Origin of the sequence: Kluyvera sichuanensis (assembly GCF_040930405.1) — a bacterium.
In the GTDB taxonomy this organism is placed as follows: domain Bacteria; phylum Pseudomonadota; class Gammaproteobacteria; order Enterobacterales; family Enterobacteriaceae; genus Kluyvera; species Kluyvera sichuanensis.
The window spans coordinates 4,403,036-4,429,752 of record NZ_CP162271.1 but is presented as its reverse complement, the minus strand read 5'-3'; the positions used below and the strand labels follow the sequence as shown (position 1 = coordinate 4,429,752).

General features: G+C 54.1%; 27 protein-coding genes and 3 tRNA genes. 15 read left to right on the top strand and 15 right to left on the bottom strand.

The window, feature by feature from the left end; all coding sequences use genetic code 11:
• Positions 1–56: 56 nt before the first annotated feature.
• The gene (gene deoC, locus AB2B48_RS21175; protein ID WP_368300132.1) at positions 57–836 is read right to left on the bottom strand and encodes a deoxyribose-phosphate aldolase; all 780 of its coding nucleotides are present in this window, start codon (positions 834–836) and stop codon (positions 57–59) included.
• A 258-nt stretch (positions 837–1,094) separates the two neighbouring features.
• Here deoC and AB2B48_RS21170 point away from each other — a divergent pair, with 258 nt between their 5' ends.
• Together AB2B48_RS21170 and AB2B48_RS21165 are read left to right on the top strand one after the other, a co-directional pair.
• A complete protein-coding gene (locus AB2B48_RS21170; RefSeq protein WP_368300131.1) occupies positions 1,095–2,645 on the top strand; it encodes a YjjI family glycine radical enzyme in 1,551 nt (516 codons plus the stop codon).
• Positions 2,617–3,480, top strand: coding sequence for a YjjW family glycine radical enzyme activase (locus AB2B48_RS21165; protein WP_368300129.1), 864 nt, complete (start codon positions 2,617–2,619; stop codon positions 3,478–3,480). The genes AB2B48_RS21170 and AB2B48_RS21165 overlap by 29 nt, the downstream gene beginning before the upstream one ends.
• On the opposite strand, the gene AB2B48_RS21160 is transcribed toward AB2B48_RS21165, so the two are convergent.
• The 8 genes from AB2B48_RS21160 to AB2B48_RS21125 form a co-directional block, all read right to left on the bottom strand.
• Positions 3,475–4,752 (bottom strand): NupC/NupG family nucleoside CNT transporter, encoded by a 1,278-nt coding sequence (locus tag AB2B48_RS21160; protein WP_185668250.1) that lies wholly within the window; start codon positions 4,750–4,752, stop codon positions 3,475–3,477. The genes AB2B48_RS21165 and AB2B48_RS21160 overlap by 6 nt on opposite strands.
• 147 nt (positions 4,753–4,899) lie before the next feature.
• A complete protein-coding gene (locus AB2B48_RS21155) occupies positions 4,900–5,679 on the bottom strand; it encodes a metal-dependent hydrolase (RefSeq protein ID WP_368300127.1) in 780 nt (259 codons plus the stop codon).
• A complete protein-coding gene (locus AB2B48_RS21150; protein ID WP_368300125.1) occupies positions 5,676–6,734 on the bottom strand; it encodes a patatin-like phospholipase family protein in 1,059 nt (352 codons plus the stop codon). Before AB2B48_RS21150 ends, AB2B48_RS21155 begins: the two co-directional genes overlap by 4 nt.
• A gap of 121 nt (positions 6,735–6,855) precedes the next feature.
• On the bottom strand, positions 6,856–7,017 hold the full coding sequence (locus AB2B48_RS21145; protein ID WP_185668247.1) for a DUF1328 domain-containing protein: 162 nt from the start codon (positions 7,015–7,017) through the stop codon (positions 6,856–6,858).
• 330 nt (positions 7,018–7,347) lie between these two features.
• Complete coding sequence (prfC, locus tag AB2B48_RS21140) at positions 7,348–8,937, bottom strand: peptide chain release factor 3 (RefSeq protein WP_185668246.1); 1,590 nt, start codon at positions 8,935–8,937, stop codon at positions 7,348–7,350.
• A 93-nt stretch (positions 8,938–9,030) separates the two neighbouring features.
• Entirely contained in the window at positions 9,031–9,711 is a 681-nt protein-coding gene (gene yjjG / locus AB2B48_RS21135; protein WP_220440319.1) for a pyrimidine 5'-nucleotidase, read from the bottom strand.
• Between the two features lie 14 nt (positions 9,712–9,725).
• A complete protein-coding gene (rimI, locus tag AB2B48_RS21130; RefSeq protein ID WP_185668244.1) occupies positions 9,726–10,172 on the bottom strand; it encodes a ribosomal protein S18-alanine N-acetyltransferase in 447 nt (148 codons plus the stop codon).
• A complete protein-coding gene (locus AB2B48_RS21125) occupies positions 10,141–10,554 on the bottom strand; it encodes a DNA polymerase III subunit psi (RefSeq protein ID WP_333496076.1) in 414 nt (137 codons plus the stop codon). Before AB2B48_RS21125 ends, rimI begins: the two co-directional genes overlap by 32 nt.
• 102 nt (positions 10,555–10,656) lie before the next feature.
• Here AB2B48_RS21125 and rsmC point away from each other — a divergent pair, with 102 nt between their 5' ends.
• The 4 genes from rsmC (at position 10,657) to AB2B48_RS21105 (ending at position 12,233) form a co-directional block, all read left to right on the top strand.
• Positions 10,657–11,688, top strand: a complete 1,032-nt coding sequence (gene rsmC, locus AB2B48_RS21120; protein WP_368300123.1) for a 16S rRNA (guanine(1207)-N(2))-methyltransferase RsmC — start codon at positions 10,657–10,659, stop codon at positions 11,686–11,688.
• Positions 11,689–11,913: 225 nt separating this feature from the next.
• Positions 11,914–11,999: transfer RNA gene (locus AB2B48_RS21115), tRNA-Leu, on the top strand.
• A gap of 27 nt (positions 12,000–12,026) precedes the next feature.
• Positions 12,027–12,112, top strand: a tRNA-Leu gene (locus tag AB2B48_RS21110).
• 35 nt (positions 12,113–12,147) lie between these two features.
• Positions 12,148–12,233, top strand: a tRNA-Leu gene (locus AB2B48_RS21105).
• A gap of 43 nt (positions 12,234–12,276) precedes the next feature.
• Here the strand turns inward: AB2B48_RS21105 and AB2B48_RS21100 are convergent.
• Complete coding sequence (locus AB2B48_RS21100) at positions 12,277–12,516, bottom strand: DUF1435 domain-containing protein (protein ID WP_220440315.1); 240 nt, start codon at positions 12,514–12,516, stop codon at positions 12,277–12,279.
• Positions 12,517–12,745: 229 nt separating this feature from the next.
• Between AB2B48_RS21100 and AB2B48_RS21095 the strand changes: the two genes are divergently transcribed.
• Entirely contained in the window at positions 12,746–13,810 is a 1,065-nt protein-coding gene (locus AB2B48_RS21095; protein WP_185668240.1) for a GGDEF domain-containing protein, read from the top strand.
• 101 nt (positions 13,811–13,911) lie between these two features.
• Positions 13,912–14,700, top strand: coding sequence for a siderophore-iron reductase FhuF (fhuF, locus tag AB2B48_RS21090; RefSeq protein WP_185668239.1), 789 nt, complete (start codon positions 13,912–13,914; stop codon positions 14,698–14,700).
• 40 nt (positions 14,701–14,740) lie between these two features.
• Here the strand turns inward: fhuF and AB2B48_RS21085 are convergent, their stop codons facing one another.
• The gene (locus tag AB2B48_RS21085; protein ID WP_185668238.1) at positions 14,741–16,084 is read right to left on the bottom strand and encodes a PTS sugar transporter subunit IIC; all 1,344 of its coding nucleotides are present in this window, start codon (positions 16,082–16,084) and stop codon (positions 14,741–14,743) included.
• 337 nt (positions 16,085–16,421) lie between these two features.
• On the opposite strand from AB2B48_RS21085, the gene AB2B48_RS21080 reads away from it, so the two are divergent.
• A complete protein-coding gene (locus AB2B48_RS21080; RefSeq protein ID WP_185668237.1) occupies positions 16,422–16,880 on the top strand; it encodes a YbaK/EbsC family protein in 459 nt (152 codons plus the stop codon).
• On the opposite strand, the gene bglJ is transcribed toward AB2B48_RS21080, so the two are convergent.
• The 4 genes from bglJ to pobA all read right to left on the bottom strand — a co-directional run bounded on the left by bglJ (position 16,877) and on the right by pobA (position 20,613).
• A complete protein-coding gene (bglJ, locus tag AB2B48_RS21075) occupies positions 16,877–17,551 on the bottom strand; it encodes a DNA-binding transcriptional activator BglJ (protein ID WP_185668236.1) in 675 nt (224 codons plus the stop codon). The two genes, AB2B48_RS21080 and bglJ, sit on opposite strands and share 4 nt — an antisense overlap.
• Positions 17,512–18,237 carry a helix-turn-helix transcriptional regulator gene (locus AB2B48_RS21070; RefSeq protein WP_185668235.1) on the bottom strand — a complete coding sequence of 242 codons (726 nt, stop codon included), beginning with the start codon at positions 18,235–18,237 and terminating at the stop codon, positions 17,512–17,514. The genes bglJ and AB2B48_RS21070 overlap by 40 nt, the downstream gene beginning before the upstream one ends.
• Before the next feature lie 288 nt (positions 18,238–18,525).
• Complete coding sequence (locus AB2B48_RS21065; protein ID WP_368300120.1) at positions 18,526–19,425, bottom strand: helix-turn-helix domain-containing protein; 900 nt, start codon at positions 19,423–19,425, stop codon at positions 18,526–18,528.
• A 3-nt stretch (positions 19,426–19,428) separates the two neighbouring features.
• Positions 19,429–20,613, bottom strand: coding sequence for a 4-hydroxybenzoate 3-monooxygenase (gene pobA, locus AB2B48_RS21060; protein WP_185668234.1), 1,185 nt, complete (start codon positions 20,611–20,613; stop codon positions 19,429–19,431).
• 278 nt (positions 20,614–20,891) lie between these two features.
• Between pobA and AB2B48_RS21055 the strand changes: the two genes are divergently transcribed.
• The 6 genes from AB2B48_RS21055 to opgB all read left to right on the top strand — a co-directional run bounded on the left by AB2B48_RS21055 (position 20,892) and on the right by opgB (position 26,566).
• Positions 20,892–21,668, top strand: a complete 777-nt coding sequence (locus AB2B48_RS21055) for a threonine/serine ThrE exporter family protein (protein WP_368300118.1) — start codon at positions 20,892–20,894, stop codon at positions 21,666–21,668.
• Positions 21,659–22,132 carry a threonine/serine exporter gene (locus tag AB2B48_RS21050; RefSeq protein ID WP_185668232.1) on the top strand — a complete coding sequence of 158 codons (474 nt, stop codon included), beginning with the start codon at positions 21,659–21,661 and terminating at the stop codon, positions 22,130–22,132. The genes AB2B48_RS21055 and AB2B48_RS21050 overlap by 10 nt, the downstream gene beginning before the upstream one ends.
• A 114-nt stretch (positions 22,133–22,246) precedes the next feature.
• Positions 22,247–22,786 carry a primosomal protein DnaT gene (gene dnaT / locus AB2B48_RS21045; RefSeq protein ID WP_368300117.1) on the top strand — a complete coding sequence of 180 codons (540 nt, stop codon included), beginning with the start codon at positions 22,247–22,249 and terminating at the stop codon, positions 22,784–22,786.
• A gap of 2 nt (positions 22,787–22,788) precedes the next feature.
• On the top strand, positions 22,789–23,526 hold the full coding sequence (dnaC, locus tag AB2B48_RS21040) for a DNA replication protein DnaC (RefSeq protein WP_185668230.1): 738 nt from the start codon (positions 22,789–22,791) through the stop codon (positions 23,524–23,526).
• A gap of 68 nt (positions 23,527–23,594) precedes the next feature.
• Positions 23,595–24,086 (top strand): DUF2501 domain-containing protein, encoded by a 492-nt coding sequence (locus AB2B48_RS21035; protein WP_333500646.1) that lies wholly within the window; start codon positions 23,595–23,597, stop codon positions 24,084–24,086.
• A 185-nt stretch (positions 24,087–24,271) separates the two neighbouring features.
• On the top strand, positions 24,272–26,566 hold the full coding sequence (gene opgB, locus AB2B48_RS21030) for a phosphatidylglycerol--membrane-oligosaccharide glycerophosphotransferase (protein ID WP_368300115.1): 2,295 nt from the start codon (positions 24,272–24,274) through the stop codon (positions 26,564–26,566).
• Positions 26,567–26,717 lie beyond the last annotated feature (151 nt).

Sequence of the window (26,717 nt, the reverse complement as noted above, 5' to 3'; positions counted from 1 at the left end):
GCCGGGGAGATCCCGGAGTCGGCGCGCATGCGCCTCGTCCGGGCTACGATAATGCATTAATAGCTGCTAGCGCTTTTACCGTCGCCGTGGCCCAGCGCCTTCAGCAGGCTAGCCAGCAGAGAGGAAGCACCGAAGCGGTAGTGACGGGAGTCAGCCCAGTCCGCACCGAACAGTTCGTCAGCGATAGACAGGAACAGCTGTGCGTCTTCTGCAGTGCGAACGCCGCCCGCTGGCTTGAAGCCCACGCTTTTCTGTACGCCCATATCGCGGATCACTTCCATCATGATGCGCGCGCTTTCTGGCGTCGCATTCACCGGCACTTTACCAGTAGAAGTTTTGATGAAATCAGCGCCGGCTTTGATGGCGATTTCAGACGCTTTACGAATAAGCCGCTCTTCTTTCAGCTCGCCGGTTTCGATGATCACTTTCAGCAGCACGTTTGCCGCCGCACAGGCATCTTTACAGGCTTTCACCAGGTCGAAACCAACCTGCTCGTTACCCGCAATCAGTGCGCGGTATGGGAAGACCACGTCAACTTCGTCAGCACCGTAAGCGATAGCTGCGCGGGTTTCTGCCAGCGCAATATCGATGTCGTCGTTACCGTGCGGGAAGTTGGTGACGGTGGCGATGCGGATGTCCGGGGTTCCCTGCTCTTTCAGCGTTTTACGCGCAATCGGAATGAAACGCGGATAGATGCAGACAGCGGCGGTGTTGCCCACCGGCGTTTTCGCCTGATGACACAGCGCGATCACTTTCGCGTCGGTGTCGTCTTCGTTCAGGGTAGTTAAATCCATCAACTGCAGCGCACGCAGGCTGCTTGCCTTTAAATCAGTCATTTTTCTCTCCGACGGCATACTGCCGTGTAAATCGTTACCTTGCGGGTCTGTGACTATTGTAACACTGCCCCGCGTTCACACTTCGACTTTCATCACACTTAGTGAAAACTTCGTACAAAATTGCATAACAATAACGAGACATACATCAAATTTCGGAACCGAAAACGGTAATTAAAGCACCCGTTCGACTGCTGGGATCAAAAGACGGCCTCATCGTTTTTCATACACTTCGCCTATCGCTCGTCTGAGGAACTGAACATGCCAACATCGAATGATTCATCACTGCTGCAACACTGCCAGCAAATTGTGACAAGCTCCGTGTTAACCCCAGAACAGAAACGTCATTTTCTGGCGCTGGAGGCCGAAAACGCCCTGCCGTATCCAGAACTCTCTGAGGAAGCGCAGGCGGCGCTGGCCGACGGCGTCATTTGCGATATGTATGAAGGGCATGCGCCGTATAAGCCGCGTTACGTCCTGCCGGACTACGCGCGTTTTCTGGCTAACGGTTCTGAATGGCTGGAGCTGGAGGGAGCCAAAGATCTGGACGATGCCCTTTCGCTGCTGACCATTTTGTACCACCATGTCCCTTCCGTGACGGCGATGCCGGTTTACCTCGGTCATCTTGATGCGCTGTTATCGCCTTATGTTAGAATTCTAACACAAGATGAAATTGATATTCGAATAAAACGTTTCTGGCGCTATCTCGATCGCACGCTCCCTGATGCGTTCACGCACGTCAATATTGGCCCGCTTGATACGCCAGTCACCCGCGCGATATTACGTGCAGACTCAGAGTTAAAGCAGGTCGCGCCAAATCTGACCTTTATCTACGACCCGGAAATAACCTCCGATGATTTGCTGCTGCAGGTAGCACAAAATATCTGCGAGTGCAGTAAGCCGCACATCGCCAACGGGCCGTTAAATGATAAAATATTCACAAATGGTCAATATGGCATCGTAAGCTGTTACAACTCGCTGCCGCTTGCCGGCGGCGGCAGTACGCTGGTGCGCCTGAATCTCCAGCAGGTGGCGCAACGCAGTGAATCGATCGATGATTTCTTTGCCAACGTGTTACCGCGTTTCTGCCAGCTGCAAGTCGATATCATCGATGCGCGCTGCCGCTTCCTCTACGAGCAGTCGCACTTCTTTGAGAATAGCTTCCTGGTGAGTGAAGGGTTGATCGACCCGGACCGTTTTGTGCCGATGTTCGGCATTTACTCGCTCGCCGAGGCGGTTAACATCCTGTGCGAGCGCGAAGGGCTTAGCGGGCGCTACGGTAAAGACGAGCAGGCGAATCAGCTGGCCTACCGCATCAGCGCCGAGCTTGCCGCCTTCGTCGCCCGTACGCCGGTACAGTACGGCTGGCAGCAGCGCGCACTGCTCCACGCACAGTCCGGCATCAGCTCAGACATTGGCACCACACCAGGCGCACGTCTGCCATACGGCGACGAGCCGGACCCGATAAACCACCTGCTCACCGTCGCCCCACATCACGCCCACTACACCGCAGGGATCAGCGATATACTGACCCTGGATGAAACCGTGAAACGTAACCCGCAGGCGGTCATGCAGCTCTGCCTCGGCGCGTTTAAAGTCGGTATGCGTGAGTTCAGCGCCAACGTCAGCGGTAACGATCTGGTGCGCGTCACGGGCTATATGGTGCGCCTGTCCGACCTGCAAAAATACCGTGATGAAGGCTCCCGCACCAACACCACGTGGCTGGGCGAAGAAGCCGCACGCAACACGCGTATCCTGGAACGTCAACCTCGTGTCGTGAGCCATGAACAGCAGATGCGCTTTAGTCAGTAAAATTATCCCGTTCTCCTGCGTCGACGGGCCCGGCAGCCGCCTGGCCCTGTTTCTGCAGGGCTGCAACCTGCGCTGCAAAAACTGCCATAACCCGTGGACAATGGGGCGTTGCAACGACTGCGGTGAGTGCGTGCCGCAGTGTCCGCACCTGGCGTTAAGCGTGCACGACGGGAAAGTCAGCTGGCAGGCGGAGGTTTGCCAGCAGTGCGATACCTGTCTGCATATGTGCCCGCAGCAGGCCACGCCGATGGCGCAAACCATGAGCGTGGAGCAAGTGATTCAGCAGATAGCGCAGGTCGCACCGTTTATCGAGGGTATTACCGTCAGCGGCGGCGAAGCCACCACGCAGTTACCGTTCATCATCGCCCTCTTCCAGACGCTGAAATCTACGCCTTCACTGACGCACCTGACCTGCCTCGTCGACAGTAACGGCGAGCTGCCGCTAAGCGGTTGGCAGAAGCTGCAAGCGGTGTGTGACGGGGTGATGGTCGATTTAAAATCCTGGGATAGCGACCGCCATCTGGCCCTGACCGGACGCGGCAACGCACGGATCAAACAGAGCATTCAGTGGCTTGCCCAGCACGGCATGCTGACGGAGCTACGGCTGCTGGTTATTCCGGGGCACAGTGATTATCTGGAGGAAGCGGAGCCACTAGGCGCGTTTATCGCCGGGCTGGGGGATATTCCCGTGCGTCTGAACGCCTTTCACGCACACGGCGTTTACGGTGAGGCAAAAGCGTGGGGTAGCGCCGGGCCAACGGATATTGATGCCGTCAGCCAGGCGCTACAGGCCAGAGGAATAACGAGGCTTATCCCTCCGGCGCTGTACTTATAGGGCGAGGAACAGGCCCGCGATGGTGGCGCTCATCAGGTTGGAGAGCGTCCCGGCGGCAACGGCTTTCAGACCGAGCTGCGCAATATCCTGACGACGGTTTGGCGCCATGCTGCCCAGGCCGCCAATCAGAATGGCGATCGAGGAGAGGTTCGCAAAGCCGCACAGAGCGAAGGAGATGATCGCTTTGGTGTGGTTGGAGATCACCTGCAGGCCAGCCGCAGCCACTTCAGCATCCGCCTTCAGGTATTCACCGAAGTTCATGTAGGCCACGAATTCGTTGATCACCAGCTTCTGGCCGATAAACGAGCCCGCCACCGTCGCTTCTCCCCACGGCACGCCAATCACCCACGCCAGCGGCGCAAACAGCCAGCCAAGGATCAGCTGCAGCGACAGCTCCGGATGGTTGAACCAACCGCCAATACCAGAGAGCATCCCGTTCAGCAATGCAATCAGCGCGATAAACGCCAGCAGCATCGCCCCTACGTTCAATGCCAGTTGCATACCGGAGGCCGCGCCCGATGCCGCAGCATCCAGCACGTTTGCCGGTGCGTCCGGGTTCTTGGTATCTTTCTCAAGCGTTGGGGAGTCGTGCGGCGTTTCCGTTTCCGGCACGATAATTTTGGCAAACAGCAGGCCGCCAGGCGCCGCCATAAACGAGGCCGCAATCAGGTATTCCAGCGGTACGCCCATCTGTGCATAGCCTGCCAGAACGGAACCCGCCACCGAGGCTAGCCCGCCGCACATCACGGCAAACAGTTCGGAACGGGTCATGGTGGCGATATACGGACGAACCACCAGCGGCGCTTCGGTCTGGCCGACAAAGATATTTGCCGTGGCAGAGAGCGATTCCGTGCGTGAAGTTTTCAGCACCTTACGCAGCGCGCCGCCCAGAATACGAATCACGAACTGCATAATGCCGATGTAGTACAGCACCGCAATCAGTGAGGAGAAGAAGACGATAACCGGCAGTACGCGCAGCGCAAACACGAAGCCACCGCCGCCAAAGACTTCAAACATCTTGTCGGAGACCAGGCCGCCGAACAGGAAGCCGATCCCTTCGTTGCCGTAGGCAATCACGTTAGCCACGCCTTCGGACATCGCCAGCAGGACTTTACGCCCGGCAGGTACATAGAGGATGAGCGCACCGATACCTATCTGCAAAAGCCAGGCACCCAGTACGGTTCGGTAGTTAATCGCTTTACGATTGCTGGAAAGAAGTAAGGCAATGGCGAGCAACACCACCATGCCGATAAGTCCCATGAGGATTTGCATACAGAGTCCCTGTGTATTGAAAAATATAGTAATTACGGCATACCAATCGCGGCGATTATAACGCTACGTAATTATCTTTTTTGCAAAACATCACAGGTTTTACGCAACAGCAACAGATGAATAGCCAGTAATGAGATCTACGTCACTTCAGGAGAGTGAAAAAAGGGCGTGCGTATTTGCCAGCAGCGCTGAAGCTATCTCTTTCGGAGGCTCGCCTCGCAGCGAACAGAGGTGCGTGAATACATCAGCAATCCGCTCCGGGCGGTTCGGTTGCCCCTGATAGCCGTTGAGCGGCATATCCGGCGCATCGGTCTCCAGAATCAGCGATGAAAGCGGTAACTGCGCCATCACGTCTCGGGTTTTACTGGCGCGAGGATAGGAGATCGTTCCCCCCACGCCGATTTTATAGCCCAACTGGACGAAGCGTTCCGCCTGCTGGAGGCTACCGGCAAAACCGTGTACCACACCGGTTCGCGGCAGGTTATGTCGTTTCAGGTGCAGCGCCAGCTTGTCGTGGGTGCGTCGCGAATGGAGGATCACCGGCAGATCGTAACGCTTTGCCAACCGCAACTGTTCATCCAGCAGGTACTGCTGGCGTTCAAATTGCGGGTTCTCCCGGTAAAGATCGAGGCCAATTTCCCCCACCGCCACCAATTTTTCTGGCTTCAGGGCGAGTGCTGCTTCCAGTTGCGCCAGGCTCTCATCGCCATGACGCTCGACCACGATCGGGTGCAGCCCAATGGCGGCATACAGCTGAGAAAACCGTTCGGCCAGCGCCAGTACCCGAGGGAAATTGTCGGCTTCGGTGGCCGGCATGATTATCTTGCTAACGCCAGCGGCGGCCGCACGCTGGATACTCGCCTCTTCGTCGCCGGTAAATGGAGGGAAATCGAAGTGGCAATGGGTATCAATAAAACGGCCGTTCACGCCAGATCCTTATCATCAAAGAGTGTATCGTTTATTGGTGGTACATCGTTCATCGCAACATCAGGCATATCTTCCACCACAGGAACCACGGGAGTCGGTCGGCCTCGTTTGAGGTGGCGTACTAACGGCGGAGTCGAAGCCAACAGTTTACCAATGGTCGCCAGAAAGTAACGGCCGCATAAGCGCCCTGTCTTGTAGTCCTGACGCAGTGCGGGGATGCGGCTACCTAACGCCATACTCAGTAACGGTTTCGGCGGGTAGATTTCAATAATACGCAGCTTACCCGGCGGATTCTCAATAAATTGCTGGGTTTCACTGTAGGTCGTTTCATGGTGCTGCACCAGGTTCATCAGCGGCTGTAGGCTACTTTCGCCCAGCCAGCGCTCCATACGTTTAAACCACTGCGGCGTGTAATACATCTGCGACGGAACGGTACGGATCACCACCAGCGTTTTAGCCCCCTGTTTTGCCGCCTCGCGCACCGGGATCGCATCGCTCACGCCACCATCCAGGTAACTGACGCCATCCAGCGCGACACCGGGGCGATAGAAGCCAGGAATCGCGCTGGACGCCCGAATAATATCGAGCCAGTTCTGCCTGGTGGGTGAAAAATAGCTGGGCGTATAGTCATCGCTTCGGCAGGCGCAGATATAGAAAGATTTTCCCGACTCAAACAGGCGTTCGGCGTTTTCCATCGCCAGCGGCATCTGCCCTGCGGTAGAGTCGACCAACCAGTCGAGGTCGATAAGATTACCGCCGCGAACAAAACGTACCGGGTCGAAAAACTCCCGCCGGGTGGTGTAGCGCATGATGACTTTGCGCCCGTAGCCCGGCTGGTTACACAGATAGGCGGAAAGGTTTTGCGCGCCCGCAGAGGTGCCATAGTAGAGATCAAAGGGGTTGAACTGTGCCCGCATAAACTCATCAAGCACCCCAGCAGTGAAAATTCCTCGCTGCCCTCCTCCTTCACAAACCAGTGCCGTGCGGCCTGGTTTGAAACGACTCAGCGATAATGGCGCAATATTGCCAAGCGTGACGGGTATACGCTGCCCCACCTCTGCCTACCTGTTTTTTATTCACCAGACTGACAAAGTAGCCTAATTTCCGCTGGGCTAAAACTAATAAAGCCAGTCCGCTGGACTGGCTTTGGTGTCATGCTCGTTAACGCGTGGCGTTCTAGGGCCGTTTACGCCCGGTAAACAGGCTCACCAGGAAGATAATAATCCCGACAACGAACACAACTTTTGCTGCCCACGCTGCCGTACCTGCCAGTCCACCAAATCCTAATGCGGCGGCAATTAACGCGATAACCAGAAATATAATGCCCCAACGAAACATAAGCTTCTCCTTTACCATAGTTAATGTCGACCGCTTGCTATGAGCCTTCAACCGCTTTCGCCGCCGCAACGACCTGAGTTAGTGATTAATATTGCGACAAAAACAAATGTTAGCTTTAAGCGCTTAATGCATGCGCATTATCAGCATTTAAAGCCAACGAAAATGTCATAGCTTTGTTAAATATAGATCACAATTTTAAAATCGCCCGCTCCGCTGGTCAAAAAACAGACAGCTAGCGAAAAAAGAGGAGGAATTAAGAACTTTCCGCAAACGGCTAATCAGGAAGGAAAAACGTCAGGGTGCAGCGGATGCCACACCCTGAAGGGGTTTTTAGTGCTCGCGAGTTTTGCGGAACTCAACTTCAGGATAACGTTCCTGAGTCAGATTCAGGTTCACCATGGTTGGGGCGATATAGGTCAGGTTATCACCGCCATCCAGCGCCAGCTGAACTTCGTTTTTACGTTTGAACTCTTCGAATTTCTTCACGTCTTTGCTCTCAACCCAACGGGCCGTCGCGACGTTCACCGATTCGTAGATAGCTTCCACGTTGTATTCGCTTTTCAGACGCGCAACCACCACGTCAAACTGCAGCACGCCCACCGCGCCGACGATCAAATCGTTGTTGGCGATCGGACGGAACACCTGCACCGCACCCTCTTCGGACAGCTGAACCAGCCCTTTCAACAGCTGCTTCTGCTTCAGCGGATCCTTCAGGCGAATGCGACGGAACAGCTCCGGTGCGAAGTTCGGGATGCCGGTGAACTTCATCATTTCGCCCTGGGTGAAGGTATCACCAATCTGAATGGTACCGTGGTTGTGCAGACCGATGATGTCGCCTGGATAGGCTTCTTCAACGTGAGAACGGTCGCCCGCCATAAAGGTCAGCGCGTCGGAGATCACCACGTCTTTACCAATACGTACCTGACGCAGCTTCATGCCCTTCTCATATTTCCCGGACACCACGCGCATAAACGCGACGCGGTCGCGGTGTTTCGGGTCCATGTTGGCCTGAATTTTGAAGACAAAGCCGGTGAATTTCTCGTCCTGCGCTTCCACCAGACGGGTGTCGGTTTTACGCGGCATTGGCGCCGGCGCCCACTCCACCAGACCGTCCAGCATATGGTCAACGCCGAAGTTACCCAACGCGGTACCGAAGAATACCGGGGTAATTTCGCCTGCCAGGAACAGCTCTTTATCAAACTCGTTGGACGCGCCCTGCACCAGCTCAAGCTCATCGCGCAGCTGCTGAGCCAGGTCGTCACCCACAGCGGCATCCAGTTCCGGGTTATTTAAGCCCTTAACGATGCGCACTTCCTGAATGGTGTGGCCTTTACCGGTCTGATACAGATAAGTTTCATCTTTATAGAGATGGTAAACGCCTTTGAACAGCTTGCCGCAGCCAATTGGCCAGGTGATTGGCGCACAGCCAATTTTCAGCTCGCGCTCAACTTCATCCAGCACTTCCATCGGATCGCGGATGTCACGGTCGAGTTTGTTCATAAAGGTCAGGATCGGCGTATCGCGCAGACGGGTAACTTCCATCAGCTTACGGGTACGATCCTCAACGCCTTTCGCGGCATCAATAACCATCAGACAGCAGTCCACCGCCGTCAGCGTACGGTAGGTATCTTCGGAGAAGTCTTCGTGCCCCGGGGTGTCCAGCAGGTTCACCAGACAGTCGTGGTACGGGAACTGCATCACAGAGGTGGTAATAGAGATACCACGCTGCTTTTCCATCTCCATCCAGTCAGATTTAGCATGCTGGCTGGAGCCACGGCCTTTTACCGTACCGGCGGTCTGAATAGCCTGTCCGAATAACAGCACTTTTTCAGTGATTGTCGTTTTACCGGCATCCGGGTGGGAAATAATGGCAAAAGTGCGGCGTTTGGCCACCTCTTGCAAATAAGGAGACAACGTCATAATTCAATCTTCTTGAGTAAGCGCGGCTTCGCACCGCGCAGGTTGAATACGAAAAAATTGCGGCTATTTTACCCATCAAAGGGGGGCTGGCAATCACTGTTTACACAGGAGTAACTCCAGTTCAGGCAATGAGGTCACCGTCCAGTCAGGCGTAATGCCTTCCGGCAGTGGACGCTGATGCGCGTTCAGCCAGCAGGTTGCCCACTCGGCGTTCATCCCACCGCGGATATCAGACTCGGCGGTATCACCGACCATCAGCACGCGGGAACGGTCCGGATGACCAGCCTGTTCCAGGGCATAGTCAAAGATCCGGCGGTCCGGTTTTGCCACGCCCACTTCTTCAGAAATAATCAGTAGATCAAAGTGTTCGCGAAGCCCGGTGCGCTCCAGACGAATTTGCTGTAGCGATGTAAAGCCGTTGGTGATGATGCCCATCTTCACCTTGCCCTTCAGGGTATTCAGCAGCGATACCGCGCCCGGCAGCGGGGCGCAGATTTCCGCCATCGCGTTCATAAAGGCATCGTTCAGGTCGCCTGGCTTCACGTTCAGACGCTCCGCCCAGCTGGTAAAACGCTGGTGCTGAAGCTGCAGCGAGGTGATCGCGCCGTTCTGGTAGTCGACCCACAACGGTTGGTTGACCGCCTGGTAGTCCTGGAAATCTTCCGCGGTAAAGGTCACGCTATAGTCGAGAAACATCCGCTGTAAGCCGCTAAACGAGTCAAACGTAAACAGCGTTTCATCGGCATCGAAGAAAATCCAGTCCCACTTCTTCATCTTTTCACCTTGTCTTACATACTGAGGGGCAGCGCCATAATGATGGCGTCCTCACGGCCGTCCGCCGTGGGGTAATAGTTGCGACGGATTGTCGCCTCATTGAAGCCTAAGCTTTCATACAGCGCGATGGCCGCGTGGTTTGAGGCTCGCACTTCCAGCCATAGCGTCACCACGCCCTGCGCGTCTAGTGCATCAATGAGATGTTCCAGCAGTTCACGTCCCAGACCACGGCGCTGATACGCAGGATCGACGGCAATGTTGAACAGCGTGGCTTCGTCCAGCACGACCTGAGTAATGGCAAACGCGGCCATTTCACCGTCGACGGACAGTTGGAGGTTCAGATAGCGCTCGCCCTGGTTGCTGGCGAAGGTTTTTTCACTCCAGGGAAACGCATGCGCGCGCGTTTCGATTTGAAAGGCGCGGGGTAAATCAGTCGTGCTGAGGGTAGAAATCGTGTTCATGGGCGCAAATTTGTTGCCACAGCGCGGCGCGAGCTTGCGCGCTAGCCTGTAGTTCATTAAACGGAGGCGTCGAAATCATCGCCCCTTCCAGCGTCACCGGCGTATCGTTGCCAAGACGCCAGCAGTGACATCGACTGTCCTGCGGCAGCATCGCCACCCGGTCAGGCGTCAGCGGTAAAACCTGGTCCGGCGTCAGGCACAGCGCGCGGAGAATATCGCTAATCAGCGGCTCGGTGAGCGGCGGTAACGCCTCGGCCACCATCACCAGCTTGACATGCGGCGGAAGCGTAATCGCAATTTCACCCTGCAGTGCCCCAGGGCGACGTAATGCCCACTGGGTGATACCCAACTGTTGTAATTGCCAGTCTCGCCGGGATGTCATGTGAAACGCTCCTGTCTATCAAGGGCGCAAATATAGCAAATTCATCGAAACTGCGCCAATTACACACTATAATCCCCGCCTAAGTTTATTGAGGAATAATTCATGTCTGCTTTTACCCCGGCAAGTGAAGTCTTGCTGCGTCACAGTGATGATTTCGAACAGAGCCGTATTTTCTTTGCCGGCGATCTGCAGGATGACCTGCCCGCACGTCTGGAAACCGCGGCAAGCCGCGCGCATACCCAGCAGTATCACCACTGGCAGGTGCTGAGCCGCCAGATGGAAGACAACGTTCGCTTTAGCCTGGTGGCTCAGGCAGAAGACGTCGCGGATTGCGATACCCTGATCTACTACTGGCCGAAGAACAAGCCGGAAGCCCAGTTCCAGCTGATGAATATTCTTTCTCTGCTGCCGGTTGGTACCGATATTTTTGTCGTCGGTGAAAACCGCAGCGGCGTACGTAGCGCCGAGCAGATGCTGGCTGAATATGCCCCGCTGAACAAAATCGACAGCGCGCGTCGCTGCGGCCTGTACCATGGCCGTCTGGAAAAACAGCCAACCTTCGACGCAGAAAGTTTCTGGGGCGAGTACCAGCTGGATAACCTGACCATCAAGACCCTGCCTGGCGTATTCAGCCGCGACGGTCTGGATGTCGGTAGCCAACTGCTGCTTTCTACCCTTACCCCGCATACCAAAGGCAAAGTGCTGGATGTCGGCTGCGGTGCTGGCGTACTGGCAGCCACCCTTGCCAGCCATTCACCAAAGGTACGCCTGACCCTGTCTGACGTGAGCGCTCCAGCGGTCGAAGCCAGCCGCGCTACGCTGGCGGCGAACGGTGTTGAAGGTGAAGTCATTGCCAGTAACGTCTTCTCTGAGATTAACGGTCGCTTTGACATGATTATCTCCAACCCACCGTTCCACGATGGGATGCAGACCAGCCTGGACGCTGCCCAGACCTTAATCCGCGGCGCGGTTCGTCATCTGAACAGCGGCGGCGAGCTGCGCATCGTGGCGAACGCCTTCCTGCCGTATCCGGCAGTGCTGGATGAAACCTTCGGTTTCCACGAAGTCATCGCCCAGACTGGCCGTTTTAAAGTGTACCGCACCGTTTTGACCCGTCAGGCGAAAAAAGCCTAATCAGATCGCCTGTAGCCCGGCCGAGCGTAGCGACGCCGGGACTTACACCGTGGCATTTCCCGGCGTCGCTACGCTCGGCCGGGCTATATAAACTCCCCATAACCGAAGAAACGCCTTTTTTTTCGGCAATCGCGCCGAGTTCGATAATTAACTGTTGACGCCCAGCGTAAAATCTCTAGAATTCGGCCCCGTGGTAATGATTCTTTCATAAAGAGTCAATGGTATGCGAAGGTGGCGGAATTGGTAGACGCGCTAGCTTCAGGTGTTAGTGTCCTTTGGATGTGGGGGTTCGAGTCCCCCCCCTCGCACCATAAACCACGTTATATCGTTCGCAGAGTGCGAAGGTGGCGGAATTGGTAGACGCGCTAGCTTCAGGTGTTAGTGTCCTTAGGATGTGGGGGTTCGAGTCCCCCCCCTCGCACCAACGAAGCGATATAACAAAAGTAACGAGATATCTGTGCGAAGGTGGCGGAATTGGTAGACGCGCTAGCTTCAGGTGTTAGTGTCCTTAGGATGTGGGGGTTCGAGTCCCCCCCCTCGCACCAGACTCCTCGTTCTCTCCCGGTAGTTCCCCCCCATTTTTGATAGTCATCCCATTAGCTTTACATTCATTGTTATCAGCACAAGACCGCCAACAAACGCAATGCATGACGGTAACAGCACAAAGTGACGTAACCGACGATGCCATATCATCGCGCCGCTCAGCAGCAACCCGCACACGATAACGCCGCGCCAGACGTCAAGCGACAGCCCCATCGTGCTCAATATGGCGATTGCACTTCCCGAAATCAGTACACCCCAGCCGCTACCTAGCGTTCGTTGCAACATGAATCAGCCCATATAAATGATAATGATTACCAATATCATATATTGTTTTTTGTCAATTGTCTGCTCATGCGCTAAGGTTTCATAATCATTAATGACATGTATATTGTATGGTGATAAATTGTACAAAAAATAGCATGTCTAAATAAATAGAATTTGCGCTTTGCATTCATGAATTATTCTTGTTTTTGATGCATTTACTTATATTAAAGGCTGACTACAACATCCAACAATGACAGTACAATCCTGGCGCACCCTGCGTGCGCAAAAATATCAGCTAACGTTCCGGCTATTTTTGTTTCTGAATCTGGTCTCATCGACGCTGTCCGTCTTCAGCCCGATATATAACGTTAATATTTTTCCACTACCCGCAATGCTGATAGCGGTGGGCAGCAGCGTGCTGCTAGTATGGAACTGGCGATATACCAGCATAAAACTGAATATACTAATAGTTTCGGTTATATTCGGCTGCTTATGGGGCTGGCATATTTTAAGTAAAACTTTGGTGCTTGCTTTACCTAATGACAATTTCCAGATGGTAGCGCTTTTCAGCGTACTATTTGTCGGTACCATTGCCTTTTCCAATAATATTGTCGCCTTTTCCCTCCATTCAATGCCGACCTTTATTGTGTGCCTGATAACCAGTCCTTCCGGAGAATGGTGGAGAATGGCCTACTGTATGGCGCTGCCGTTAGTTGGCATCGCTATTCAGCATGTGATCCAGCGGCGTAACGATAAGTTCGCGCAGGGGCTGATGTATAAACTACTGGAAGAGCGCGAAACGCTGAACGGTCTGAGCATGCTCGACCCGCTGACCGGGCTCTACAACCGCCGCGGGTTCCAGTTCCGCCTGGATTCATTAATGTCGATAGGCAAGGCGCAGCACTCCGTCCTGCTGCTGGATATTGATCACTTCAAGGCCTACAACGACCACTACGGCCATATGATGGGCGACCAGGCTCTGATGCGCGTTTCGGCAGCGATTCGAAACGCCGTACGTTCCAGGGATATTGTGACGCGCTTTGGCGGTGAGGAGTTTATGGTGGTGCTACCGCACTGCAGCATTGAGGCCGCGATGCAGACCGCCGAGCGTATTCGCCAACACGTATACGATCTCAAAATTCCGCATATGTTCAATTCCAGCGTGGCAACCCACGTGACCATCAGCATCGGCGTAGCCCCGTTGGAGGATAACAACATTGATCAGGCCATGCAGCGCGCGGATAAGGCCCTGTATGAAGCGAAAAACATGGGGCGCAATAACATCCTGACCTACGAGCAGGCTCCCGCCGTCTAGGTTCACAAAACGCGAGTGCAGGAGACAAACTTCTTGCGCTCGCTTTTATCTATAGCTAGGATTGCTAATCATTATCATTTAGATTTGAATCCAGCAACGCTATGGCTTACCGTTCCGCTCCGATCGCCGATGACCTTATCTGGCGCACGCCGATTCCCTCAAAGGAACAGGCGTTCGCAGAGTCAGTGCGCGCCAAAATAGCCGAACTGCGTCCGCACCTGCTGGACATGTTTCGTCTGGGCGAAGCGGCCCCGGATTGTGCCAGAACCCTCAGCGAATGGGCAAAACCGACGGAGCTAAGCTCCTTGCTGGCCGTCTATTCCGATCATATCTACCGCAATCAACCAACCCTGGCGCGAGAAAATAAACCGCTGCTTTCCCTTTGGGCGCAATGGTACATCGGCCTGCTGGTGCCACCGTTGATGCTCGCGCTGCTGACTGAAGAATCCGCTATATCACTTAGCCCTGACCATTTCCGCGTGGAATTCCACGAAACTGGCCGTGCGGCCTGCTTCTGGATCGACGTACACGCTGACGTTCGCGCCAGCCAGAAGCCGGCCATCGAACGCATGGACGATCTGGTGAGTCAGGCGCTTATGCCGGTTGTGCAGGCGCTGGAAGCAACAGGAGAGATTAACGGCAAGCTCATCTGGAGTAATACCGGCTATCTGATTAACTGGTATCTCGGCGAAATGAAAACGCTGCTAGGGGAAGAGCAGGTCAACCTGCTGCGCCAACGCTGTTTCTTTACCAGCACGCTGGCCGACGGCCAGGATAATCCGTTATGGCGTACTGTGGTATTACGTGACGGCCTGCTGGTGCGTCGCACCTGCTGCCAGCGTTACCGCTTGCCCGACGTTAAACAGTGTGGTGACTGTACGCTGAAATAAACAACGGGGCTTTCGCCCCGTTATTTTTTGCTGCTTTCTTTTACGCTGCCTGCTGACTCTCTTCAGCCGCACGCTGCGCTTCTTCGTTTTCCTGCTCTAACAACTGTTTTTCATACACTTTGAAGAACGGATAGTAGATAACTGCGGAAACGCAGGCCAACAGCACCACCAGAATCGCCGCACGGAAGTCCCAACCTAAAGCCCATGCGCCGCCAATAGGTGCCGGTGCCGTCCACGGTACCACTGAAATCACGCGACCAATCAGATCCAGCTTCATCGCCGCCCACGCCAGAATCGCGTTGACCATCGGTGCCAGCAGGAATGGAATGAAGAACACTGGGTTCATCACGATTGGGGTACCGAAGATAACCGGTTCGTTGATGTTGAACAGGCTAGGCACCACGCTCAGACGGCCGATAGAACGCAGGTGGGCTGAACGGCTACGCAGGTAGCAGAACACCAGCCCCATCGTTGCACCGGAACCCCCGACCACGATGAAGAAGGTCCAGAACGCTTCCATAAAGATGTGCGGCAGCGGCGCGCCCTGCGCCAGAGCAGTCTGGTTCAGGCCAAGGTTAGTCAGCCAGAACATCTGCAGCATACCGGAGACAATCGCCGCCCCGTGGATCCCTGCAAACCACAGCAGGTGACCAATCAGTACGGCCAGCAGAATCGCCGGTAAGGAGTCAGCGGCGGAAACCAGCGGTTTGAACACGGACATGATGGCTTGCGGGATCAGCATGTCGAACTGGCTTTGAATAAACAGGCTCAGCGGATAGAGCGTCAACACCACCACCAGCACTGGAATCAGCAGGTCGAAGGAGTTTTTGATCATCGGCGGCACCTGATCCGGCAGGCGGATCCCGATGTTGCGGACTTTCAGAAAACGCATCATCTCCACGCAGTAGACGGCAACGAGGATCGCGGTAAAGATCCCAGTTCCCCCCAGGCTATCAACCGGCAGATGACCGCTGGTTTTTGGTGCAGCCACCAGCAGAAACGCCATGATGGAGAGCATCGAACACATGAACGGATCGAGCTGGTTGCTCTTTTCGTAGTGTTTACCGAGGTTATAGGAGATAGCCGCGCAGATATAGATAGACATAATGCCCATCGTCATATCAAACGGCGTCAGAATGCGGCCTTCAAACTGCTTAGCGAGATCTAACCACGCACGGGCAAAGCCCCAGGTGGTATCGGGAGAAAACGGTGGGTAGGCGAAAACCAGTAAAAACGATCCTACAATCATAAAAGGCATGGCAGAGATAAAACCATCACGAATCGCCATAACGTGACGCTGAGAGGAAATTCGTCCCGCGACCGGACTAACGTAATTTTCTACAAAACGGAATATCAGATTAAATGCAGCGTGATTAGCAGACATAACAGCCCTCCTGACAGGCTTTAGACGTCAACACAGCAACAACGATTTTGCCGACATGCAACTGGGCGTACATTGAAGCATCAGGTGTTACGGGTCTGCGACCTGCAATGATGTTCATACCGATACAGTTCATACACGGCTCTTATTATAGATACAAAGGAAGTTACCCCCGCAGTATCAATCGCCTGATGAATAACCGCAACCGGTTACAGTAACCGGTTGCACTGATTGTGAAGGAGATCCAAAAAACAAACAATTTTTGCACAACTTAGCCGCTTTATTTACAACCCAGGTAACTCTATGACAGAGTGACTCGCCGAATTATCAGGAGAGAAGCATGAGCCTACAGTCCGTAAAGACATTCTTTGCCGAGCACGCGCCCGACATCAGCATCATCGAGCTTGAGCAAAGTACCGCAACCGTTGCGCTTGCCGCTGCCGCGCACCGCGTTGAGCCCGGACAAATCGCCAAAACGCTCTCGCTGAAGGTGAAAGACCGCGTCATTCTGGTAGTTGCGAAAGGAGATGCCCGTCTGGACAATAAGAAGTTGAAAGAGACTTTTGGTGCGAAGGCTCGCATGCTAAGCAGTGATGAAGTGGTGATTCTCACCGGTCACCCGGTCGGTGGGGTCTGTCCATTTGGGCTGGAGAATCCGCTGGCGGTGTACTGTGATGTCTCGCTGCAGCAATACGAAGAAGTTCTTCCTGCCGCAGGAGCCATACACAGTGCGGTACGCATTTCGCCGGAGCGAATGGCTAGCCTTACCGCTGCTACTTGGGTGGATGTCTGCCTCTAGCAAACAGGCGAGGTGCTGGCATCATTTATATCGTGTAACGACACCAGCAGGTCGGCGGCGCTCAGTAGCTCAATATCGGAATTCACTCTCAGCTTCGTCATCGCATTAAATTTGTGCGCGCGAATGGTTTTGATATTCCGCCCCAGTTGCTGAGAAATATCCATCAACGAATAGCCGTAGGTCATGTAACGCAGGATCAGGTTCTCGGTCGGGCTGAGAAAACGATTTTCACGCTGGGCAGCGGAATCCTCCATTGCTTCACGAACTTCTATCGCCTCTTCCAGCAGCTCGAATACGCTATGCCGTAGGTCACTCAACGTTTCGGATTTACTGAGCACGCCGTGAATATAGGTTGGCGACAGGTGCCGAATCAGCGCCGCTTCATCTTTATCGTTAGCCAGAATGATGCGCATCACCTCAGGATGATGATTGGCAATCTCGCCCATCAATAACAGGCATTCAATACGAAGTTCACGCGTGCCGGAGAGACAATACATGACGCCATCAAACGGCCCTTGTTTGACCGCCAGCTTAAATTCAGCAATGCTGCGAAAAAAATGGAAAGTAAAATGCCTACCACGAGCGCTCATCAGTAGATGGCGTAGCCCTACCGCCGTCACATTACAATGCTCTATGATAGCGATGCGCTGCTTCCTGCTGCATTTTTCCATTCGACTTGCTCCCCGTAGGCTGAATAGAGATTGAGTTCCTTCATTCCCTGATTGCTGTTGAGCCAGGCATACATTTCCGCATTACTGCGCAGAGACAGGCGGCGCATCGCACTATTTTTTTGCGCGCTAATGGTTTTATTACTCTTTTTCAGCAACGCGGCGATTTGGTTAATCCCCCATCCTTTCGCCAGCAGTCGCAGTACTTTCCGCTCGGACAGTGTCAACATAATGAGTCGTTGATTATCATCATCACCGTCCGCATCATGCTGCAGCGAAAGCAGCATTTCACTCACGTTATCCGTGCTAACATTCTCCTGTTGAATGGCTTTTACCACCCGCTCAACGGAGTCTGATTCGGAAAGCAGCGTACTTTCCGGACGCATTAAAAATTCAACGGCTAATGCGTAGTACTGGCGGCTAATCATAAATATCCAGTGAATATCACGATATTGCGATAGCAGCGTATAGTATTGCTCGCAGAGCGCACGCGGGTTGCCAATATCGCCAGAGAAATCAACGATAACCACATCAGTACGGCGAAGTTGAAGCAGCGTTAACTGCTCGAGAGACTGGCAAAAATTGAGCTCATAATTCGGGAAGTGCATTCGCATGATGGAATTCAGCCCAGACTGCATAACCGGTATTTTGCTGATAATCACTGCGAACTTGCAGTACTCTGGCGTCATATAACCTCCGTATCCTTTCGAAGATTCGTTTCCTGAATATGTTTTTATTTAATCAAATAAGCGTATTCGCAGGAAATGAATCCATCCATTTCTATTTCCCTTTAATAGCGGCATAATACTCGTCGGTTAATTATCAAATAAACCTGACCGCTGTATGACTTTACCTGTGAGATGATTTCATCTGGTTAGCAGGACTAACTACGACAGTATGGCATATCAATGTAAAAGAGGTTGCTTAGAAAATATTAAAGTCTCAATAAGTAGAATTAAACATTCAAAAAAAATAGCCTACTCAGATAGTTCCATTTTCATTTTGAATTCTTTGGGCGTCACCCCTTCCCGCTTGCGGAAGAAACGCGAAAAATAGGTCACGTCACTAAACCCCAGATAATCAGAAACCTGCGTGATGGTCATGCTGGTGTACTGCAGGCTGCGCTTTGCTTCAAGCAGCAGCCGCTGATGTAAAACGTTCAATGCGCTGGTACCGTGATATTCACGGCACAGGCAGTTCAGATGGGTGGTGGAAACCCGGAGCTTTTGCGCATAGTCGGCCAACGATAAATGCTCACGGTAGTGGCTCTCAATCAGCCGGCTAAACTGGCGCAGCACGCTGCGTTTCCGCTCGCTGTTATCCTTCACCGCGCCTCCCGCCTTACCCTGACGATTGAGCCACACCAGCAGCGCGCTGAGTAACGAATAGAGCATCATCTCCCGCGCGTCGTGATCCTGGGTGTACTCTTCCAGCAGCGTGGCAAATAAAGTACGGATATGGTGGCCGGAACGTTTGACCGGAATACAGCCGGGCTGGTTCAGCATATCCAGCGGTTGCCCAAACTGCGTCTCCAGACGGCTTAACAACGGCAGCGCAAGCGAGAGCACGTAGCCTTGCGTCCCCGGCGAAAAATGAAAGCCATGAACGCAGAGCGCGGGAACGACCTGAATAGAAGATTCGTTCACCACCAGGCGTTGTCCCTCTATTTCTATTTCAGCCTGCCCTTTGTGCAAATAAAGCAGTTGCACCAGTTCGGCATGCTGATGAACCCGAATGTGCCATTCATAGAGGCTGCTCCGTTTATGGATCGATTCGCAGTGCAGCAGATCGGGCGTCGGCCAACCCATATGCTCGCCATAGAGCTTAAATACCGGCACCACCTCCGGTATATTCGCCTCGACACCCGCTCTTTTCATTCTCTACTCCACCGTTTCATAAGGCAGCCCCACGTAGTTTTCAGCAATCGTTGTCAGTCCCGCCTGCGAGCTGAGATAGTACTGGCGATCGGCCTCCTGCATCTTTCTGGCAAACGGGCTCTGGTCCTGAAAATCATGCAGCAGATGGGTCATAAACCAGCTAAAACGTTCACCTTTCCAGACCCGGTTCAGCGCCAGCTGCGAATAACGGCTCAGCAGGTCGGCGCGTCCATTCTGGTAATACTGCCGCAGGATACGCCACAAATAGTTCACATCCGAAACGGCCAGGTTCAGCCCTTTGGCCCCGGTTGGCGGCACAATGTGTGCGGCATCGCCAACCAGGAACATCCGCCCGTACTGCATCGGCTCCACCACATAGCTACGCAATGGCGCGATGCTCTTCTCAAGTGAGTGACCAGTCACTAACTTTTGACTCAGCTCGTCCGGCAGACGGCGCTTCAGTTCACCCCAGAAGCGTTCGTCAGACCATTGTTCAACGCTGTCGGTCAACGGAACCTGCAGATAGTAGCGGCTTCTAGTTAGTGAGCGCTGACTACACAATACAAACCCACGCTCATGATGCGCGTAAATCAGTTCCGGGTTGACCGGCGGCGTGTCAGAGAGCAGCCCCAGCCAGCCGAACGGCCAGATGCTTTCATATTCACGCAGAATATCGCGAGGAATGCTCTGACGAGAAACGCCGTGGAAGCCATCACAGCCGGCGACAAACTCACATTCCAGGCGGCAGCGTTCGCCATTTTTCATAAAGGTGACGGAGGGCTTATCACTTTTCAGGTCGTGCAACTCAACCTGCTCAACGCCATAAATGGTCTGCGCGCCGCTGGCCTGCCGTGCTTCCATCAAATCGCGCGTCACTTCGGTCTGGCCATAAACCATCACGCTCTTCCCGCCGGTCAATTCACTCAGCGGCACGGGAATACGCCGGTCGGCAAACAGGAACTCCACGCCGTGGTGAACCAACCCTTCCGCCTCCATACGGCGAGCGACGCCCGCTTCACGCAGCAGTTCGACGGTACCGTTTTCGAGGATCCCGGCGCGAATACGCCCCAGTACATACTCGGGAGTCTGACGTTCCAGGATCACGGTTTTAATGCCCGCATTATGCAACAACTGGCCTAACAGCAGCCCGGAAGGCCCGGCACCGATAATGGCAACTTGCGTGTTCATGGGTGACCTCGCACTCTGGTTAATTATTTGTTTATTTCATGTATCAATAAAGTTTCAGAATGCATTTTTGATAAGTCAGAGGGGAAAAAGAAGGTCAGAATCCGTTCAAAAATTGCACTTTCGAACAGTTTTGCAAAAGTGTGGGCAACATCAACTCTTCAACAAAAGCGACTGGCCGCCGAATTTTTGCACATTGTTTGATCCTGGCCGGATTGCTCTCCCATGCTCTTCGGGTAAAAGTAGGTCATTACATCGGCGTTCTCGATACCAGGATCATTATGGAAGTAGATCAGTCAGAACAACGCATCGTCACACGGCTTTGTATTCAGTGCGGTCTTTTTTTACTCCAGCATGGGGCGGAGAGTGCCCTGGTTGAGGAGCTTTCAACACGTCTGGGACGCGCGCTGGGGATGGACAGCGTCGAAAGCGCGATCTCGTCAAACGCGATTGTGCTAACCACCATTAAAGACGGGCAGTGCCTGACTTCAACGCGTAAAAATAGCGATCGCGGTATTAACATGCACGTGGTCACAGAGGTGCAGCACATCGTCATTATGGCCGAGCACAAATTGCTGGACTATAAAGACGTCGGCAAGCGCTTCACGCAGATTAAACCGCTGCGCTACCCGCGCTGGCTGGTTGTGCTGATGGTGGGCCTCTCCTGCGCCTGCTTCTGCAAGCTCAACAACGGCGGCTGGGACGGTGCGCTCATCACCTTCTGCGCCAGCTCTATCGCCATGTACATCCGTCAGGTGCTGACCCACCGTTCAATGCACCCGCAGATTAACTTCGGCCTGACCGCTTTTGTCGCCACCACTGTCTCCGGCCTGATGCTGCAACTGCCCGCCTTTCATCAGACCTCAACGGTAGCGATGGCAGCCAGCGTGCTGTTGCTGGTGCCAGGCTTCCCGTTGATTAACGCGGTTGCCGACATGTTCAAAGGCCATATCAACACCGGTCTGGCACGCTGGGCAATTGCCAGCCTGTTGACGCTGGCGACCTGCGTCGGCGTGGTGATGGCGATGACGTTATGGGGGCTGCGCGGATGGGTGTGATGCATTTTCTGTTTTTACTGGCGCAGGACGCCGTGCTATCGGCGATTCCCGCCGTCGGGTTCGCCATGGTCTTTAACGTCCCGCAGCGCGCACTGCCCTGGTGTGCGCTGCTGGGGGCGATCGGCCATACCTCGCGATTCGCCATGATGACCGCCGGGTTCAATATCGAGTGGGCCACCTTCCTCGCGGCGCTGCTGGTCGGCAGCATCGGCATCCAGTGGTCGCGCTGGTATCTGGCGCACCCGAAGATCTTCACCGTGGCCGCCGTCATTCCCATGTTCCCCGGTATTTCGGCGTACACGGCGATGATTTCTGCGGTCAAAATCAGCCATTTCGGCTATTCCGAAGAGCTGATGATCATGCTGCTGAGCAATTTCCTGAAGGCGTCGTCTATCGTCGGCGCGCTCTCTATCGGGCTGTCGATTCCGGGCCTGTGGCTCTATCGCAAACGCCCAAGAGTGTGAAGCATCGGCGGTACGGGGAGTGCCGCCCGCCCCATAGCTTGTGCTACTATGTGCACTATATACGGCGGTGCTTCCGCCCCCTTCCCGTTGTTTTTTCAGTATTGAGATAGTGTTATGTCTTCTCGTATTTTAACGCCTAACGTGATCGGTATTGACGCTTTTGTCGCCGATCCTGCTGCGATTCTTGCGCAAACTCAGGGCGGCGCGCTCGCCGTGTTTGCCAATAATCAGCCCGTGTTCTATGCCATTACGCAGGAACGTCTGGCGCAACTCCTGGCGCAGGAAGAAAAGCTGTCCCGACCGGGCAGCGACGTGACGCTGGATGCACAATTTTTTGAGGAGCCAACCCCGGCGCCTATCGCCATCCCCATGGGCAAATTTGCCATGTACGCGGGCTGGCAGCCTGACGCCGAGTTCCTGCGCCTTTCCGCGCTGTGGGGTATCGCTTTAAGCGAGCCCGTTACGCCGGAAGAGCTGGCCGCTTTCGTCGCTTACTGGCAGGCGGAGGGGAAAGTGTTCCATCATGTACAGTGGCAGCAAAAGCTGGCGCGCAGCGTACAGATGGGCCGGGCCAATAATAACGGTCAAACGCGCCGCGATATCAACACCGTCAGCGAGCCTGACAGTCATATTCCACCGGGTTTCAGAGGTTGAGCATGAAAGACGTTGGTGAATTAATGAAGCGCCTGCAGAAAATGATGCCGGCGCATATCGAACCGGCATTTAAAACCGGCGAAGAACTGCTGGCCTGGCAAAAGGAACAGGGCGAGATCCGCGCCGCCGCGCTGGCGCGTGAGAACCGCGCCATGAAAATGCAGCGCACCTTTAACCGCTCCGGCATTCGCCCGCTGCATCAAAACTGTTCGTTTGAAAACTACCGCGTTGAAAACGAAGGCCAGATGAACGCGCTGGCGAAAGCGAGGCAGTACGTGGAGGAGTTCGATGGCAACATCGCGAGCTTTATCTTCTCCGGCAAGCCGGGCACCGGGAAAAACCATCTCGCCGCCGCCATCTGCAACGAGCTGCTGCTGCGGGGCAAATCGGTGCTGATCATTACCGTGGCCGATATTATGTCCGCCATGAAAGAGACCTTTGGTAATCGGGAAACCAGTGAAGAGCAGCTGTTGAGCGATCTCAGCAACGTCGATCTGTTGGTGATCGATGAGATCGGCATGCAGACCGAATCGCGCTATGAAAAAGTGATCATCAATCAGATTGTCGATCGCCGTTCTTCGTCTAAACGCCCGACCGGCATGCTCACCAACAGCAATCTTGATGAAATGAATAAGATGCTGGGCGAGCGCGTGATGGACCGTATGCGCCTCGGTAATAGCCTATGGGTGATCTTCAACTGGGATAGTTATCGCAGCCGCGTCACCGGCAAAGAGTATTAAGATAAATCCGGTGAATGATAGGCGTATACTCATCACGCCAACTTTTAATAGCACACACGAGTACACCCATGAAATCAGTAAAATCGATGCTTTGCCGAGTTATTATTGCCAGCGCGTTTGTGTCTACCGCTGCGGGCGCCGTATCGTTAAATGATCTGAGCAGCGCGGCTACCCAGCTTACCGGCGGTAGCAGCTCGTCGCAGACTGGCGGCACGTCGCTCTCTTCGCTCACCAGCCTGCTTAACGGCGGCAGCCAGTCTCTGAGCTCCAGCAGCATGAACAATGCGGCGGGGATCCTGGGCTACTGCGCGAAAGAGAAACTGGCCTCCGTCACCAACGTCGACAACGTGAAAAACCAGGTGCTGGATAAACTGGGCCTCAACACACAGGCAGAACAGAAACAGGATACCGGCTATATGGAAGGTATTCAGGGTCTGCTGAACGCGAAAGATGGCCAGAAACTCGATCTCGATAGCCTGGGCAACACTGAACTGGGCAAGAAAGTGAAAGCAAAAGCCTGCGATTTCGTCTTAAAACAAGGCGTTAACTACATTTCCTAATGCTTTTCCTGCGGCGAGCGCCCTGTTCGCCGCAAATTTACCGCTCAAAATATGGTCATTTCTAAACCAATTCTGAATAACAGCACACTTTCGCTACGATAGAATTGCAGACAGATGACGGCACAATTACATTGTGAAGTTAACTTCTGTTCAGCCAGAGATCCTGGCGCTGTTGAGGATGTGTAGTGTCAGAGTTGTTATCCCTCGTGCTTTTTCTCGCTTCCATCGCCATCTATGCCTGGAAAGCGGGGCGTAACAAATGGTGGTTTGCTGCCACCCTAACGGTACTGGGCCTGTTTGTGGTCCTGAATATCACTCTGTACGCAAGCGACTACTTTACCGGTGATGGAATCAACGACGCCGTGCTCTACACGCTGACCAACAGCCTGACGGGGGCCGGCGTGGGCAAATATATTCTGCCGGGCATCGGCCTCATCGCCGGGCTGATAGCCGTCTTTGGCGCGCTGGGCTGGGTGCTGCGCCGCCGCCGTCACCATCCTCATCACTTCGGCTACAGCCTGGTGGCGCTAGCGCTGGCCGTGGGCTCCGTAGACGCCAGCCCGGCGTTTCGCCAGATTAGCGAGCTGGTAAAATCGCAGTCCCGCGATGGCGATCCCGACTTCGCGGCCTACTACAAAGAGCCGTCGAAGACGATCCCGAACCCGAAAATGAACCTCGTTTATATCTATGGCGAAAGCCTGGAGCGCACCTATTTTGACGATCAGGCCTTCCCGAACCTGACGCCAGAGCTGGGCTCGCTGAAAAACGAGGGGATCGATTTTAGCCACACCATGCAACTTCCCGGTACCGACTACACCATCGCCGGGATGGTCGCTTCGCAGTGCGGCATTCCGCTCTTCGCGCCGTTTGAAGGTAACGCTTCCGCCTCGCTGTCGAGCTTCTTCCCGCAGAACATCTGCCTTGGCGATATCCTGAAAAACTCAGGCTATGAAAACTACTTCGTACAGGGTGCCAACCTGCGCTTTGCCGGGAAAGACGTGTTCCTGAAATCACACGGCTTCGACTATCTCTACGGTGCTGAAGAGCTGAAAACCACCGTCGCCGACCCGAACTACAAGAACGATTGGGGCTACTACGACGACACCGTGCTGGATGAAGCGTGGAAGAAATTCGAGTCGCTGTCCCAGGAAGGCAAGCGCTTCTCGCTGTTTACCCTGACCGTAGATACTCACCACCCGGACGGCTTTATCTCGCGCTCCTGCAACCGCAAAAAGTATGAGATCGGCGGGAAAACGAACCAGTCGTTTAGCGCCGTGACCTGTAGCCAGGAAAATATCGCTGAATTTATCAATAAAATCAAAGCATCGCCGTATTTTAAGAACACCATTATCGTGGTCTCTTCTGACCATCTGGCAATGAAAAACACCGCCTGGGACTACCTCAACAAACAGGATCGCAGCAACCTGTTCTTTGTGATCCGCGGTGACCAGCCGGACGAGCAGGACGTGGTGGCGGTAAAACGTAACACGATGGATAACGGCGCGACGGTGCTGGATCTGCTCGGCGGCGATAACTTTATCGGCCTTGGCCGTAGCAGCTTATCTGGCCAGTCACTCTCGGAAGTGTTCCTCAATATGAAGGAGAAGGTGCTGGCCTGGAAGCCAGACGTTATTCGCCTGTGGAACTTCCCGAAAGAGATCAAAAGTTTCTCTATCGATACCCAGAAAAACATGATCGCCTTCTCCGGTAGTCACTTCCGCCTGCCGCTGCTGCTGCGCGTCTCCGATAATCGCGTTGAACCGCTGCCGGAAAGCGAATACTCCGCGCCGCTGCGCTATCAGCTGGCGGATTTCGCCCCGCGCGATAACTTCGTCTGGGTCGACCGCTGCTACAAGATGGGCCAGCTATGGTCGCAAAATCTGTCACTCTCCACCGACTGGTGCGTGTCTCAGGGGCAGCTTGGCGGGGAGCAAAAAGTGCAGCACGTCGATAAAACCCAATGGAGTGGCAAAACTGAGTTTAAAGATACGGTGATCGACATGGTGCGCTACAACGGTAACGTGGATTCGCTCAAAACCGTCGACAACGATATTCGCTATAAAGCAGACAGCTTTATCTTCAACGTCGCAGGCGCGCCGGAAGAGGTGAAATCCTTCAGCGGCATCTCCCGTCCGGAGTCATGGGGACGCTGGTCCAACGCCCAGCTAGGCCAGGAAGTGAAGATTGAGTATCAGCACCCGCTGCCGAAGCGCTTTGATTTGGTCATTACCGCCAAAGCTTTTGGCCCGAACGCCGATAAGCCCATTCCCGTTCGCGTCGGCAACAGCGAGCAAACGCTGACGCTGGGCCACGAGGTCACCACCACGACGCTGCACTTCGATAATCCCTCCAGCGCCAGTACGCTGGTGATTGTGCCGCCGGACCCGCAGTCAACCAATGAAGGGAATATCCTCGGCCATTCGCCTCGTCAACTCGGGGTTGGCATGGTCGAAATCAAGGTCATCGATGCCGAGGGGTAACAGCGGCGCACTTTCATAGGGGGTATACCACCCCTTATGAAAGCATATAAAGCTTTATAATCATTAAAAACCAGCTCGAATAACCATATAAATACTATTTGTATTTATAAATATACCGCAAAAATGAGTTTAGCTAGCATTTGCCAACACA

Coding starts and splice junctions, on each gene's coding strand:
- AB2B48_RS21170 (WP_368300131.1), top strand. CDS start 1,095: ATGCCAACATCGAATGATTCATCACTGCTGCAACACTGCCAGCAAATT.
- rsmC (WP_368300123.1), top strand. CDS start 10,657: ATGTCTGCTTTTACCCCGGCAAGTGAAGTCTTGCTGCGTCACAGTGAT.
- fhuF (WP_185668239.1), top strand. CDS start 13,912: ATGGCTTACCGTTCCGCTCCGATCGCCGATGACCTTATCTGGCGCACG.
- prfC (WP_185668246.1), bottom strand. CDS start 8,937: ATGACGTTGTCTCCTTATTTGCAAGAGGTGGCCAAACGCCGCACTTTT.
- AB2B48_RS21125 (WP_333496076.1), bottom strand. CDS start 10,554: ATGACATCCCGGCGAGACTGGCAATTACAACAGTTGGGTATCACCCAG.
- dnaC (WP_185668230.1), top strand. CDS start 22,789: ATGAAAGACGTTGGTGAATTAATGAAGCGCCTGCAGAAAATGATGCCG.
- bglJ (WP_185668236.1), bottom strand. CDS start 17,551: ATGGAAAAATGCAGCAGGAAGCAGCGCATCGCTATCATAGAGCATTGT.
- AB2B48_RS21100 (WP_220440315.1), bottom strand. CDS start 12,516: ATGTTGCAACGAACGCTAGGTAGCGGCTGGGGTGTACTGATTTCGGGA.
- AB2B48_RS21080 (WP_185668237.1), top strand. CDS start 16,422: ATGAGCCTACAGTCCGTAAAGACATTCTTTGCCGAGCACGCGCCCGAC.
- AB2B48_RS21065 (WP_368300120.1), bottom strand. CDS start 19,425: ATGAAAAGAGCGGGTGTCGAGGCGAATATACCGGAGGTGGTGCCGGTA.
- AB2B48_RS21145 (WP_185668247.1), bottom strand. CDS start 7,017: ATGTTTCGTTGGGGCATTATATTTCTGGTTATCGCGTTAATTGCCGCC.
- pobA (WP_185668234.1), bottom strand. CDS start 20,613: ATGAACACGCAAGTTGCCATTATCGGTGCCGGGCCTTCCGGGCTGCTG.
- deoC (WP_368300132.1), bottom strand. CDS start 836: ATGACTGATTTAAAGGCAAGCAGCCTGCGTGCGCTGCAGTTGATGGAT.
- AB2B48_RS21160 (WP_185668250.1), bottom strand. CDS start 4,752: ATGCAAATCCTCATGGGACTTATCGGCATGGTGGTGTTGCTCGCCATT.
- dnaT (WP_368300117.1), top strand. CDS start 22,247: ATGTCTTCTCGTATTTTAACGCCTAACGTGATCGGTATTGACGCTTTT.
- AB2B48_RS21070 (WP_185668235.1), bottom strand. CDS start 18,237: ATGACGCCAGAGTACTGCAAGTTCGCAGTGATTATCAGCAAAATACCG.
- AB2B48_RS21165 (WP_368300129.1), top strand. CDS start 2,617: ATGAACAGCAGATGCGCTTTAGTCAGTAAAATTATCCCGTTCTCCTGC.
- AB2B48_RS21095 (WP_185668240.1), top strand. CDS start 12,746: ATGACAGTACAATCCTGGCGCACCCTGCGTGCGCAAAAATATCAGCTA.
- AB2B48_RS21035 (WP_333500646.1), top strand. CDS start 23,595: ATGAAATCAGTAAAATCGATGCTTTGCCGAGTTATTATTGCCAGCGCG.
- AB2B48_RS21085 (WP_185668238.1), bottom strand. CDS start 16,084: ATGTCTGCTAATCACGCTGCATTTAATCTGATATTCCGTTTTGTAGAA.
- yjjG (WP_220440319.1), bottom strand. CDS start 9,711: ATGAAGAAGTGGGACTGGATTTTCTTCGATGCCGATGAAACGCTGTTT.
- AB2B48_RS21050 (WP_185668232.1), top strand. CDS start 21,659: ATGGGTGTGATGCATTTTCTGTTTTTACTGGCGCAGGACGCCGTGCTA.
- rimI (WP_185668244.1), bottom strand. CDS start 10,172: ATGAACACGATTTCTACCCTCAGCACGACTGATTTACCCCGCGCCTTT.
- AB2B48_RS21055 (WP_368300118.1), top strand. CDS start 20,892: ATGGAAGTAGATCAGTCAGAACAACGCATCGTCACACGGCTTTGTATT.